Below are 13,024 nucleotides of genomic sequence, written 5' to 3'. Positions count from 1 at the left end.
GCGCCTAGCCCTTCAGCGTGGACACGTTGTCCACCTCGATGCTGCCGCGGTTGCGGAAGTAGATCACCAGGATGGCGAGGCCGATGGCGGCCTCGGCGGCGGCGACCGTCAGCACGAACATCGCGAAGATCTGGCCCGTGAGGTCCTGCAGCGTGGCCGAGAAGGCCACGAAGTTGAGGTTCACCGACAGCAGGATCAGCTCCACCGACATCAGGATGACGATGATGTTCTTGCGGTTCAGGAAGATGCCCAGCACGCCGAGCACGAAGAGGATGGCACTGACCGTCAGGTAGTGCGCCAAGCCGATGGTCAGCATCTCAGTGGTGTCCCCCATGCCCGTGGTCGTCATGCGCCACCGCCTTCGGCTTGGGCGGCGCGGGCAGCGGGCGGCGGATGATGCCCAGCGTGCCGAGGCCCTGGCGCGGCGGGACGTTCTGCATGGACACCGCCTCCGTGCGCGCCACCTGCACCGCGATGTTCTGGCGCCGGCTGTCCGTCCGCTTTTCGCGCAGCGTCAGCACGATGGCGCCGATCATGGCCACCAGCAGGATCAGCCCCGATGCCTGGAACAGGAACACGTAGTCCGTGTACAGGATGCGGCCGATCGCCTGGGTGTTGGTCAGGCCGGGGTCCGCCGGCACGGCGTTGAGCCGCAGCCCCTCGGCATCGTCGGCGAACTGCCACGAGCCGAACACGAACAGCAGCTCCAGGAACAGGATGCCGCCGATGATGCCGCCGATCGGCAGGTAGCGCTGGAAGCCCTCGCGCAGCCGCGCGAAGTCGATGTCCAGCATCATCACCACGAACAGGAACAGCACCGCGACCGCGCCCACGTAGACGATCACCAGGATCATCGCCAGGAACTCGGCCCCCGCCAGCAGGAACAGCGCCGCGGCGTTGAAGAACGCCAGGATCAGGAAAAGCACGCTGTGGACGGGATTGCGGCTGGTCACCACCATGACCGCGCTCGCGATCAGGATGGCCGCGAAGACATAGAAGGCCAGAGCCGCGATCATCGCACCCCACCCCCGCGCTGTTGCAGCGTCATGGCACCGTTCCAGAAGACAGAGAACCGCCCGGGCTGGGGGCGGGGCCGCAAGTCGGGATGCGGAGGGGCGCGGCCGGCCCCCCTCCGCTGCGGGCTCACCGGTAAGGCGCGTCCTGCTCGAGGCGCTTGGCGAGCACCGGCTCCCAGCGGTCGCCGTTCGAAAGGAGCTTGTCCTTGTTGTAGATCAGCTCCTCACGCGTTTCGGTCGAGAACTCCAGGTTCGGACCCTCGACGATGGCGTCCACCGGGCAGGCTTCCTCGCACATGCCGCAGTAGATGCACTTGGTCATGTCGATGTCGTAGCGCGTGGTGCGGCGCGAGCCGTCGTCGCGCGGCTCGGCCTCGATGGTGATGGCCAGCGCCGGGCACACCGCCTCGCACAGCTTGCAGGCGATGCAGCGCTCTTCCCCGTTGGGGTAGCGGCGCAGCGCGTGCTCGCCGCGGAAGCGCGGCGACAGCGACATCTTCTCGTTGGGGTACTTGATCGTGGCCTTCGGCATGAAGAAGTACTTCAGCGTCAGCGCCATGCCGGACACCAGCTCCGCCATCAGCAGGCTGTAGGCCGCGCGGTCGAGCGTCGCCATCTGTTACCTCGTGGCGCGGGCGGGGCCCGCGCTTTCCGTGTTCGGAAGGTGGATCATGCCGGCAGCCACCCGGCCAGCTTCAGCACGAAAGCGGTCAGCACCAGCCACACCAGGCTGATCGGCAGGAACACCTTCCAGCCCAGGCGCATCAGCTGGTCGTAGCGGTAGCGCGGGAAGGTGGCGCGCACCCAGACGAAGGTGAACATGCACAGGCACACCTTCAGGATGAACCACAGCGGCCCCGGCACCCAGTTCAGCGGCGCCACGTCCACCGGCGGCAGCCAGCCGCCCAGGAACAGCGTGGTCGTCATCGCCGACATCAGGAACATGTTGGCGTATTCGCCGAGGAAGAACAGCGCGTAGGTCATGGAGGAATATTCCACCATGAAGCCCGCGACGAGCTCCGACTCACCTTCCGCCAGGTCGAACGGCGGCCGGTTGGTTTCCGCCAGCGTCGAGATGAAGAAGATGATGAACATCGGGAACAGCGGGATGAAGAACCACACGGTCTTCTGCGCCAGCACGATGGCCGTCAGGTTCAGGCTGCCCACGCACAGCAGCACGGTGACGATCACGAAGCCCATGGAGACTTCGTAGGACACCATCTGCGCCGCCGAGCGCAGCGCGCCCAGGAAGGCGTATTTCGAATTCGACGCCCAGCCCGCGATGATGATGCCGTAGACGCCGAGCGAGGAGATGGCGAAGAGGTAGAGGATGCCGACGTTGATGTCGGCGATCGCCCAGCCTTCAGCCACCGGGATCACCGCCCAGGCGATCATGGCCAGCAGGAAGGTCAGCATCGGCGCGAAGATGAACAGCCCGCGGCTGGCGCCGGAGGGGATGATCGTCTCCTTCATCAGCATCTTCGCGGCATCGGCGAAGGGCTGCAGCAGGCCGAGCGGGCCCACCATGTTGGGGCCGACGCGCATCTGCATCGCCGCCATGATCTTGCGCTCGGCATAGGTCATGTAGGCGACGGCGATCAGCAGCGGCACCAGCATCGCCAGCGTCTGGGCGATGGTGATGGCCAGGATGCCGATGGAGGAATTGAGAAAGGCGTCCATCGGTCCCTTACTCCGCCGCGACCGGCATGGGCGGCGCGTTGTAGATGCGGCTGCATTCGGCCATCGTCTCGGACGCGCGGCTGATCGGGTCCGCCAGCCAGTAGTCCGACAGGTTGGCCTTGAACGGCGTGTCGCTCAGCGTGCCGCCGGCCTGCGGGCCGGCCAGGCTCTGCGCGCCGCCGCTGATGCGGCCGTCCACCAGCCCGAACACCGGGTTGGCGTCCACCATGCGGGCGCGCAGGTCGTCCAGCGTGTCGAAGGGCAGGCCGACGCCCAGCAGCGCGGCGGCGGCGCGGATGATGCGCCAGTCCTCCTTCGCCTCGCCGGGCGGGAACACGGCCAGCCGGCCGCGCTGCACCCGCCCCTCGGTGCTGACGTAGGTGCCTTCCTTCTCGGTATAGGCGGCACCGGGCAGGATGACGTCGGCGCGGCCCGCCGCGCGGTCGCCATGGTGGCCCTGGTAGACCACGAAGGTGCCGGGCGCGATGAAGGCCGGCTCGAAGCCGTCCGCGCCTAGCAGCCACAGCGCGTCCACGCCGCCGCTGAGCATGCCCGCCAGGTCGTGCCCGCCCTCGCCCGGCAGGAAGCCGGCGTCCAGCGCGCCGACCTGCCCACCGAACAGGTGCAGCATGTTGAAGCCATGCCAGTCCGCCGTCAGCGCGCCGACCTGGTTGGCCAGCGCCCAGGCGGCGGCCAGCACGGCCGCGCCGTCTTCCCGCGCCACCGCGCCGCGGCCCAGGATGATCATGGGCTTCTTGGCTTCGGTCAGCACCTTGCCGAAGGCGTTGCTGCCATCCAGCAGGGCGTTGAGGACGCCGGCGCCCTCCCCCAGGTGCTCGGCGTTGTAGGTCAGGTCGATGTCGCGTGGCCCGACATGCGCCACCGGCATCAGGCCGGACGCCCAGCGCTTGCGGATGCGCGCGTTGAGCACCGGCGCTTCCTTGCGCGGGTCGCTGCCGATGATCAGCAGCGCGTCCGCTTCGTCGATGCCGGCGATGCCGCTGTTGAACAGGTAGTGCTCGCGGCGCGTGCCGTCGATCTTCGCCCCGTCCTGGCGGCAGTCCAGGTTGCGCGAGCCGAGGCCCTGCATCAGCGCCTTGAGCGCGAAGACGCTTTCCACGTCCACCAGGTCTCCGGCCACGGCGCCGATGCGCTCGCCCGGGATGGACTTCAGCTTGGCCGCCACATGCTCCAGCGCTTCCTGCCAGGTGGCGGGCGCCAGCTTGCCGTCGCGGCGGATCCAGGGGCGGTCCAGCCGGCGGCGCTTCAGCCCGTCGAAGGAGAAGCGGCCACGGTCGGCCATCCACTCCTCGTTCACGTCCTCGTTGACGCGAGGCAGGATGCGCAGCACCTCGGGGCCGCGGGCATCGACGCGGATGTTGACGCCCTGGGCGTCCAGCACGTCGATGCTGTCGGTCTTGCGCAGCTCCCACGGGCGGGACACGAAGGCGTAAGGCCGGCTGGTCAGCGCGCCCACCGGGCAGATGTCGATCAGATTGCCCGACAGCTCCGTGGTCAGCGCCCGCTCCACATAGGTGCCGATCTGCATGTCCTCGCCGCGGCCCGTGGCCCCCAGTTCCGGCACGCCCGCGACCTCGGTCGCGAAGCGCACGCAGCGGGTGCACTGGATGCAGCGGGTCATGATCGTCTTGACCAGCGGGCCCAGGTACTTGTCCTTCACCGCCCGCTTGCCTTCGCGGTAGCGGCTGGCGTCGCGGCCGTAGCCCACCGCCTGGTCCTGCAGGTCGCACTCGCCGCCCTGGTCGCAGATCGGGCAATCCAGCGGGTGGTTGATCAGCAGGAATTCCATGACGTTGCGCCGGGCGTTCCGCACCAGCGCGCTGTCCGTGAAGACCTTCATGCCGTCGGCGACCGGGTAGGCGCAGGAGGCGACGGGCTTGGGCGCCTTCTCCACTTCCACCAGGCACATGCGGCAGTTGCCGGCGACGGACAGCCGCTCATGGTAGCAGAAGCGCGGGATCTCCTTGCCGGCGGCCTCGCAGGCCTGCAGCACGGAGGAGCCGTTGGGCACCTCCACCTCGATCCCGTCGATCGTGACCTTCGCCATGGCGCGTTACTCCGCCGCCAGCGGCATCACGCCGCCGTTCTTCTTCGCGTGATATTGCTGGATGCGCTCTTCCATCATCGGCCGGAAGTGGCGGATCAGCCCCTGCACCGGCCAGACGCCGCCATCGGCGAGCGCGCAGATGGTGTGCCCCTCGATCTGCCGCGTCACGCTTTCCAGCACGTCGATCTCGGCGATCTCGGCGCGGCCCTCGACCATGCGGTCCATCAGGCGCTTCTGCCAGCCCATGCCCTCGCGGCAGGGGGTGCACTGGCCGCAGCTCTCATGCTTGTAGAACTGCGCGAGACGCGCGATCGCCTTGATCAGGTCGGTGGACTTGTCCATGACGATGACGCCGGCGGTGCCGAGGCCGGTCTTGTGCTCGCGCAGCGCGTCGAAATCCATCAGCACGTCGTCGCAGACGGCCTTGGGGATCATCGGCGTGGAGGAGCCGCCCGGGATCACGGCCAGCAAGTTGTCCCAGCCGCCGCGCACGCCGCCCGCGTAGCGGTCGATCAGCTCGCGCAGCGGGATGCTCATCTCGGCTTCCACGTTGCAGGGCTTGTTCACGTGGCCCTGGATGCAGAACACCTTGGTGCCGCTGTTCTTGGGCCGGCCGAAGGAGGCGAACCAGGATGCGCCGCGCCGCAGGATCTCCGGCACCACGGCGATGGTCTCGACGTTGTTGACCGTGGTCGGGCAGCCGTAGAGGCCGACGGCGGCGGGAAATGGCGGCTTCAGCCGCGGCATGCCCTTCTTGCCTTCCAGGCTCTCGATCAGCGCGGTTTCCTCGCCGCAGATATAAGCGCCGGCGCCGCGGTGCACGTAGAGGTCGAAGTCCCAGCCCGAGCCCGCCGCGTTGGCGCCGAGCAGACCGGCCTCATAGGCCTCGTCGATCGCCGCCTGCAGCACCAGGTGCTCGTTGTAGTACTCGCCGCGCACATAGATGTAGCCGGCATGGGCCCCCATGCCGACGCCCGCGATCAGGCAGCCCTCGATCAGCGTGTGCGGATCGTGGCGGATGATGTCGCGGTCCTTGCAGGTGCCGGGCTCGGACTCGTCGCAATTGACCACGAGGTAGGAAGGGCGCCCGTCCGGGTTGGACTTGGGCATGAAGCTCCACTTCATGCCAGTCGGGAAGCCGGCGCCGCCGCGGCCGCGCAGGCCGGACTGCTTCAGTTCCTCGATGATCCAGTCGCGGCCCTTGGCGATGATCGCCGCAGTGCCGTCCCAGTTGCCGCGCCGCCGGGCATCCTTCAGGCCCCAGGGGTGCAACCCGTAGAGGTTGGTGAAGATGCGGTCCTTGTCGCTCAGCGCCATGGCGTCACTTCACCTCCATCATGGGGATGTCGAGCAGCGTGTCCGGCCCGCCCGCGGGGGCGCTGGTCTGCCGGCCGATGACGCTGCCGGGCTTGGGCCGCTCGCCGCGCTTCAGCGCCTCGATCAGCTGCACCGTGGTCTCGTAGGTCAGGTCTTCGTAGTAGTCGTCGTCGACCTGCAGGATCGGCGCGTTGACGCAGGCGCCGAGGCATTCCACCTCGGTCAGCGTGAACAAGCCGTCTTCGCTGCTGTCGCCGTAGCCCTTCAGGTGACCGGCGTCCTTGCAGGCGCGCAGCACCTCGTCCGAGCCGCGCAGCCAGCAGGGGGTCGTGCCGCAGACCTGCAGGTGGAAGCGGCCGATCGGCTTGGTGTTGAACATGAAGTAGAAGGTGGCGACCTCGTAGACGCGGATCGGCGCCATGCCCAGGCGCACGGCCACCGCGTCCATCGCCACGCGCGGCACCCAGGCGCTGCCGGTCAGGCGGCCCATCTGCTTCTGCGCGACGTAGAGCAGCGGGATCACCGCGCTGGCCTGCTTGCCCTCGGGGTAGCGTGCGACGATGCGGTCGATCTGCGCGATGCTGTCCGCGTCGAAGGAGAAGCTCTTGGGCTCCTCGTGATGCTGCGCGCTCACCGGTCGATCTCTCCGAACACGATATCCAGGCTGCCGATCACGGACACGGCGTCGGCCAGCATGTGGCCCTTGCACAGCACTTCCATGGCCTGCAGATGCGCGAAGCCGGGCGCGCGGATGTGGCAGCGGTAGGGCTTGTTGGTGCCGTCGGCCACCATGTACACGCCGAACTCGCCCTTGGGGGCCTCCACCACCGAATAGGTGCTGCCTTCGGGCACGTGGTAGCCCTCCGTGTACAGCTTGAAGTGGTGGATCAGCGCTTCCATCGAGCGCTTCATCTCGGCCCGCTTCGGCGGCGTGATCTTGTTGTCCGCCACCTTGACGGGGCCGCCCGGCATCATCTTGATGCACTGGCGGATCATCTTGTGGCTTTCGCGCATCTCCGCGATGCGCACCAGGTAGCGCTCGTAGCAGTCGCCATGGCTGCCAACCGGGATCTCGAAATCGAGCTGGTCATAGATGTCGTAGGGCTGGCTGCGACGCAGGTCCCAGGCGCAGCCGGAAGCGCGGATGCAGGGGCCGCTGAAGCCCCATTCCATCGCCTGCTCGGCCGACATCACGCCGATGTCCACGGTGCGCTGCTTGAAGATGCGGTTGCCGGTCAGCAGCCGCTCGATGTCATCGACGAACTTCGGGAACTTCTCGGCCCAAAGCTCGATCTTCTCCAGCAGGCCGGCCGGCAGGTCGCGCGACACGCCGCCCGGGCGCACGTAGTTGGCGTGGTAGTGCGAACCCGACGCCGCCTCGTAGATTTCCAGCAGGATCTCGCGCTGCTCGAAGCCCCACAGGCTCGGCGTGGTGGCGCCGACGTCCAGCGCGTAGGTGGTGATGTTCAGGATGTGGTTCAGCACGCGGGTGATTTCCGCGAACATCACCCGGATGAACTGCGCCCGTGGCGGCGGCTCGATGCCGAGAAGCCGCTCCGTCGCCAGCGCGAAGCCGTGCTCCTGCGCCATGGGCGACACGTAGTCGAGCCGGTCGAAATACGGCAGCGCCTGGAGGTAGGTCTTGTACTCGATCAGCTTCTCGGTGCCGCGGTGCAACAGGCCGATATGCGGGTCCGCCCGCTCCACCACCTCGCCCTGCAGCTCCAGGATCAGGCGCAGCACGCCGTGCGCCGCCGGGTGCTGTGGGCCGAAGTTGATGTGGTGGCTCTCGATCTCGACCGTGCGACGGCCGGCGTCGACGGGATCCTGCGTAGCGCTCATTCGTTGGTGATCCGGTTGAGATGCACCTTCTCGTCGCCGGGCAGCGTGGTCATGCCTTCCCAGGGCGAAAGGAAATCGAAGTTGCGGAAATCCTGCTGCAGCTTGACCGGCTCATACACCACGGCCTGCCGCTCGGGGTCGTAGCGGACCTCGACAAAGCCGGTGAGCGGGAAGTCCTTGCGCAGCGGATGGCCTTCAAAGCCATAGTCCGTCAGCAGGCGGCGCAGGTCGGGCTGGCCGTCGAAGACGATGCCGTACATGTCCCAGGTTTCGCGCTCGTACCACGTGACGCTGGGCCACACGGAAACGAGGCTCGGCACCGGCGTCTCGGCATTGGTGGAAACGATCACGCGCAGCCGGTGGTTCAGCGTCATCGACAAGAGGTTGTAGACCACCTCGAAGCGCTCGGCGCGCATCGGCCAGTCCACGCCGCACAGGTCGACGCACAGGTTGAACGCGAAGCGCGGGTCGTCCCGCAGCATGGTCATCAGCGCCGGCAGGGCGTCGCGCGCCGCGACGATCTCGGCCTCCATGCCGCGCACCACGCGGCCTTGGCTGATCACGCCCGCGGGCACGGCGGCCATCACATCGGCGACCAGCTGCTCCAACGGGGTCAGCGGCGCGGCGGCGACGGTCTCGGTCGAAAGGTCTTCAGCCACGGAGGATACTCCCCGTCCGGCGGATCTTCTTCTGCAGCTGCAGGATGCCGTAGACCAGGGCCTCGGCCGTCGGCGGACAGCCGGGCACGTAGACGTCCACCGGCACCACGCGGTCGCAGCCACGCACCACGCTGTAGCTGTAGTGGTAGTAGCCGCCGCCATTGGCGCAGCTGCCCATGGAGATGACGTAGCGCGGCTCGCTCATCTGGTCGTAGACCTTGCGCAGCGCGGGGGCCATCTTGTTGGTCAGCGTGCCGGCCACGATCATCACGTCCGACTGACGCGGCGAACCGCGCGGGATCACGCCAAAGCGGTCGAGGTCATAGCGCGGCATGTAGGCATGGATCATCGGCACGGCGCAGCAGGCCAGGCCGAAGGTCATGGGCCACAGGCTGCCGGTGCGGGCCCAGTTCACCACCTTGTCCAGGTTGGCGATGACAAAGCCCTTGTCCTCGATCTCGCCGGTGACGCTGTCGATCACGGCCTTCTGGCCGGCGCCGGGCGGCAGCGCCTGCTGGTTCCAGGCGACCGGTTGGTTGGTGCTGCTCATCGGTCGCTCACTCCCAGTCCAGGGCGCCCTTGCGCCATTCATAGATGAAGCCGACCGTCAGCACGCCGAGGAAGCCCATCATGGACAGGAAGCCCATCCAGCCGATCTGCCCCAGCGTCACCGCCCAGGGGAACAGGAAGGCCACTTCCAGGTCGAAGATGATGAACAGGATCGCGACCAGGTAGAACCGCACGTCGAAGCGGTGGCGCGTGTCCTCGAACGGCTCGAAGCCGCATTCATAGGTCGAGAGTTTTTCCGCGTACGGTTTTTGCCGCGCCGCCAGCACCGAGCCGCCGACCATCGCGATGGAAATACCCGCCGCGATCGCCAGGAAGACCAGGATCGGGAAATAGTTCGCCAGCAGGGGCTGGGTCATGATGCATTCCGTCCCTTGGGCCAGGGGCCCCATCGGGCCATGCACGGGGGAGCGCACGGCCATGCCGCGCCGCGGGGCATGCCGCAGCGCAACGCCGGGCGGACATTACTCCCGCCCCGCGTCCTTCGCCATAGGGTCAGGCGCATTGCAGAACATTGAATAACGGAGAGGGTAAACAGCAAAAACGCCGCCCTGAAGCTTCAGGGCGGCGTTTTTGGATGGACCACCGCAGTGGCGCGAGTGACGGGGCTCGAACCCGCGACCTCCGGCGTGACAGGCCGGCGCTCTAACCAACTGAGCTACACCCGCTTGCGGCGTGGGGCGGGAAATACGGCCCCTGCCCCCTGGTGTCAACCGGCCCAAATCGCCTTTTCGCGATCATTCCGCCGGTTGAATGGAATGGGCGCTGAGGGATTCGAACCCCCGGCATCCTCGGTGTAAACGAGGCGCTCTACCGCTGAGCTAAGCGCCCTTGGAGCCTGTCAGTTCACGTCGTCCTTCAGGCTCTTGCCAGCCTTGAAGCGCACTGTGGTGCTGGCCGCAATGGCGATCTCCTCGCCCGTGCGCGGATTACGCCCCTTGCCGGCCTTGCGCTGCGAGATGGAGAAGCTGCCGAACCCCACCAGGCGCACCTCCTCTTTCTTCTTCAACGCGCCGCTGATGGCGTCGAACATCGCATCCACCACTTCGCCGGCCTTGGCCTTGGACAGCTCCCCGGTTTCGGCGACGACGCTCACCAGATCCTGCTTGTTCATGGAGATTCCTTTTGCGCGGGGGATTGGCCCGGTCCAGGCCGGACGGGGATGGGCTTCCCGCGACACTACGCAGCGAGTTTTTGCCGCGTCAACGCCACGTTGCAGCCGGGCCATGTGATGCGCGCGGGTGTTGCACGCCTGCCCCACCAGACGGGGGGAGGGCATGAAAAAGGGTGCGCGGATCGCTCCGCGCACCCTGGTCAGACCGCCATCGCCGCCTAGTGCGGCAGGTTGGCCTGCGGGGCCTGCTGCGGCACCGCGGCCGGCGGCGGGTCCTCGGGCTCCGTCCAGTTGATCGCTTCCGGCTTACGCGTCAGGGCCTGGCCGATCACCTCGTCCACATGGGCGACGGGGATGATCGTGATGGCCTTCTTCACGTTGTCCGGGATCTCGGCCAGATCCTTCTCGTTGTCCTTGGGGATGAAGGCGGTGGTGATGCCGGCACGCAGCGCCGCCAGCAGCTTCTCCTTCAGCCCGCCGATCGGCAGCACCCGGCCGCGCAGCGTGATCTCGCCCGTCATGGCCACGTCGCGGCGCACCGGAATGCCGGTGAGCACGGACACGATGGACGTCGCCATGGCGATGCCGGCGGACGGCCCGTCCTTGGGCGTGGCGCCTTCCGGCACGTGCACGTGGATGTCCCGCCGGTCGAAGATCGTCGGCTTGATGCCGAAGGTCACGGCGCGGCTGCGGACGTAGCTGAGCGCGGCCGAGACGCTTTCCTGCATCACGTCGCCCAGCTTGCCGGTGGTCTGCACCTTGCCCTTGCCCGGCACCATGACCGACTCGATGGTCAGGATCTCGCCGCCCACCTCCGTCCAGGCCAGGCCGGTGACGACGCCCACCATGTCCTCGGCCTCGGTCTCGCCGAAGGAGAACTTCCGCACCCCGGCATACTTGTCGAGGTTCTTGCGGGTGATCGCGACCTTCTTGGCCTTCTTGGAGACGATCTCCTTGACCGACTTGCGGGCCAGCCCGCCGACCTCGCGCTCCAGGTTCCGCACGCCGGCCTCGCGCGTGTAGTAGCGCACCAGGTCCAGCAGAGCCTCGTCCGTCACGCTCCACTCGCCGTCCTTCAGCCCATTGGCCTCGGTGACCTTGGGCAGCAGGTGGCGGCGGGCGATCTGCACCTTCTCATCCTCGGTGTAGCCGGGGATGCGGATGATCTCCATGCGGTCCAGCAGCGGCTGCGGCATGCGCAGGCTGTTGGCCGTGGTGACGAACATCACGTCGGACAGGTCGTAGTCGACCTCCAGGTAATGGTCCGCGAAGGTCGAGTTCTGCTCCGGGTCCAGCACCTCCAGCAGGGCCGAGGACGGGTCGCCGCGCCAGTCGGCGCCCAGCTTGTCGATCTCGTCCAGCAGGAACAGCGGGTTGGAGGTCTTGGCCTTCTTCATGCCCTGGATGACCTTGCCCGGCATGGAGCCGATATAGGTCCGCCGGTGGCCGCGCACCTCGGCCTCGTCCCGCACGCCGCCCAGGCTCATCCGCACGAAGTTGCGGTTGGTCGCCTTGGCGATGCTCTTGCCCAGCGAGGTCTTGCCGACGCCCGGGGGGCCGACCAGGCACAGGATGGGCCCGCGGATCTTCGGGCTGCGCGACTGCACGGCCAGGTACTCGAGGATGCGCTCCTTGATCTTGTCCAGCCCGTAGTGATCGGCGTCGAGCACCTGCTCGGCCTTGTCCAGGTCGTTCTTGACCTTGGACTTCTTCTTCCAGGGGATCGACAGGATCCAGTCGAGATAGTTGCGCACCACCGTCGCCTCGGCGCTCATCGGCGACATGGAGCGCAGCTTCTTCAGCTCCGCCATCGCCTTGTCACGCGCCTCGGGCGAGAGCTTGGTGGCCTTGATGCGCTCCTCCAGCTCGGCGGCCTCGTCCTTGCCGTCCTCGCCTTCGCCCAGCTCCTTCTGAATGGCCTTCATCTGCTCATTCAGGTAGTACTCGCGCTGGGTCTTCTCCATCTGCCGCTTAACGCGGTTGCGGATGCGCTTCTCGACCTGCAGGACGCCGATCTCGCTTTCCATGTGCGCGAAAACGCGCTCCAGGCGGGCGGACACGCCCGGCGTGTCGAGCAGCTCCTGCTTCTCGCTGATCTTCAAGTTCAGGTGGCTGGCGACGGTATCGGCCAGCTTGGCCGCGTCCTCGATCTGGTTGATCGAGACCAGCACCTCGGGCGCGATCTTCTTGTTGAGCTTGATGTACTGCTCGAACTGGCTGACCACGGTGCGCGACAGCGCTTCCAGCTCCGGCGCCTCGCCGGCCGGCTCCTCGATGCCCGTCGCATAGGCCTCGAAATACTGGTCGGTTTCCTTGAAGCCGGTCACGCGGGCGCGCTTGCCGCCCTCGACCAGCACCTTGACGGTGCCGTCGGGCAGCTTCAGCAGCTGCAGCACGGTGGACACAGTGCCGACCTCATACAGGTCGTCGGCGGTGGGGTCGTCCTGCGCCGCGTTCTTCTGGGCGACCAGCAGGATCTGCTTGTCGTCCTTCATCACGGCTTCCAGGGCCCGCACGCTCTTCTCGCGGCCAACAAAGAGCGGCACGATCATGTGCGGGAAAACGACGATATCGCGCAGCGGCAGCACGGGAAGCAGTTCGCCGCTCAGCAGTTCCGGATTCTTATCCGCCATTGGGGACCTCACTCAGGACAGTCGGCACGGGTCCGCCCGGGATCGGCACGGCCCCGTCGCCACGGGTTACTCCGGGAGATGGTGCCGGTGACCGTGCGGGGCAAGCCGGGTCTGGCCTGCCCTGCGCC

General features: G+C 67.2%; 13 protein-coding genes and 2 tRNA genes. All 15 read right to left on the bottom strand.

Features of this window, described 5'->3' with window-relative positions:
- Positions 1-4 precede the first annotated feature (4 nt).
- Positions 5-316: an NADH-quinone oxidoreductase subunit NuoK gene (gene nuoK / locus IAI59_RS08825; protein WP_207416575.1), complete on the bottom strand. Its 312-nt coding sequence runs from the start codon at positions 314-316 to the stop codon at positions 5-7.
- Between the two features lies 1 nt (position 317).
- Positions 318-1,016, bottom strand: coding sequence for an NADH-quinone oxidoreductase subunit J (locus tag IAI59_RS08820; RefSeq protein WP_207416174.1), 699 nt, complete (start codon positions 1,014-1,016; stop codon positions 318-320).
- Between the two features lie 127 nt (positions 1,017-1,143).
- Positions 1,144-1,632, bottom strand: coding sequence for an NADH-quinone oxidoreductase subunit NuoI (gene nuoI, locus IAI59_RS08815; RefSeq protein WP_207416173.1), 489 nt, complete (start codon positions 1,630-1,632; stop codon positions 1,144-1,146).
- A 53-nt stretch (positions 1,633-1,685) separates the two neighbouring features.
- Complete coding sequence (nuoH, locus tag IAI59_RS08810; RefSeq protein WP_207416172.1) at positions 1,686-2,696, bottom strand: NADH-quinone oxidoreductase subunit NuoH; 1,011 nt, start codon at positions 2,694-2,696, stop codon at positions 1,686-1,688.
- 7 nt (positions 2,697-2,703) lie between these two features.
- Complete coding sequence (gene nuoG, locus IAI59_RS08805) at positions 2,704-4,764, bottom strand: NADH-quinone oxidoreductase subunit NuoG (protein WP_207416171.1); 2,061 nt, start codon at positions 4,762-4,764, stop codon at positions 2,704-2,706.
- 6 nt (positions 4,765-4,770) lie between these two features.
- On the bottom strand, positions 4,771-6,081 hold the full coding sequence (gene nuoF, locus IAI59_RS08800; protein WP_207416170.1) for an NADH-quinone oxidoreductase subunit NuoF: 1,311 nt from the start codon (positions 6,079-6,081) through the stop codon (positions 4,771-4,773).
- Between the two features lie 4 nt (positions 6,082-6,085).
- A complete protein-coding gene (locus IAI59_RS08795; RefSeq protein WP_207416169.1) occupies positions 6,086-6,715 on the bottom strand; it encodes a complex I 24 kDa subunit family protein in 630 nt (209 codons plus the stop codon).
- Entirely contained in the window at positions 6,712-7,923 is a 1,212-nt protein-coding gene (locus tag IAI59_RS08790) for an NADH-quinone oxidoreductase subunit D (RefSeq protein WP_207416168.1), read from the bottom strand. Before IAI59_RS08790 ends, IAI59_RS08795 begins: the two co-directional genes overlap by 4 nt.
- Positions 7,920-8,582, bottom strand: a complete 663-nt coding sequence (locus IAI59_RS08785; protein ID WP_207416167.1) for an NADH-quinone oxidoreductase subunit C — start codon at positions 8,580-8,582, stop codon at positions 7,920-7,922. Before IAI59_RS08785 ends, IAI59_RS08790 begins: the two co-directional genes overlap by 4 nt.
- Complete coding sequence (locus IAI59_RS08780; protein ID WP_207416166.1) at positions 8,575-9,132, bottom strand: NuoB/complex I 20 kDa subunit family protein; 558 nt, start codon at positions 9,130-9,132, stop codon at positions 8,575-8,577. The genes IAI59_RS08785 and IAI59_RS08780 overlap by 8 nt, the downstream gene beginning before the upstream one ends.
- 7 nt (positions 9,133-9,139) lie before the next feature.
- Positions 9,140-9,508 (bottom strand): NADH-quinone oxidoreductase subunit A, encoded by a 369-nt coding sequence (locus IAI59_RS08775; protein ID WP_207416165.1) that lies wholly within the window; start codon positions 9,506-9,508, stop codon positions 9,140-9,142.
- Positions 9,509-9,740: 232 nt separating this feature from the next.
- A tRNA-Asp gene (locus IAI59_RS08770) sits at positions 9,741-9,817 on the bottom strand.
- 91 nt (positions 9,818-9,908) lie between these two features.
- Positions 9,909-9,980 (bottom strand) — tRNA-Val (locus tag IAI59_RS08765).
- Between the two features lie 10 nt (positions 9,981-9,990).
- Entirely contained in the window at positions 9,991-10,263 is a 273-nt protein-coding gene (locus IAI59_RS08760; protein WP_207416164.1) for an HU family DNA-binding protein, read from the bottom strand.
- A gap of 218 nt (positions 10,264-10,481) precedes the next feature.
- Positions 10,482-12,896, bottom strand: a complete 2,415-nt coding sequence (gene lon / locus IAI59_RS08755; RefSeq protein ID WP_207416163.1) for an endopeptidase La — start codon at positions 12,894-12,896, stop codon at positions 10,482-10,484.
- Between the last annotated feature and the right edge of the window lie 128 nt (positions 12,897-13,024).

The organism is Roseomonas haemaphysalidis (assembly GCF_017355405.1).
Classification (GTDB): domain Bacteria; phylum Pseudomonadota; class Alphaproteobacteria; order Acetobacterales; family Acetobacteraceae; genus Pseudoroseomonas; species Pseudoroseomonas haemaphysalidis.
This window is presented reverse-complemented; position numbering and strand designations above follow the sequence as displayed.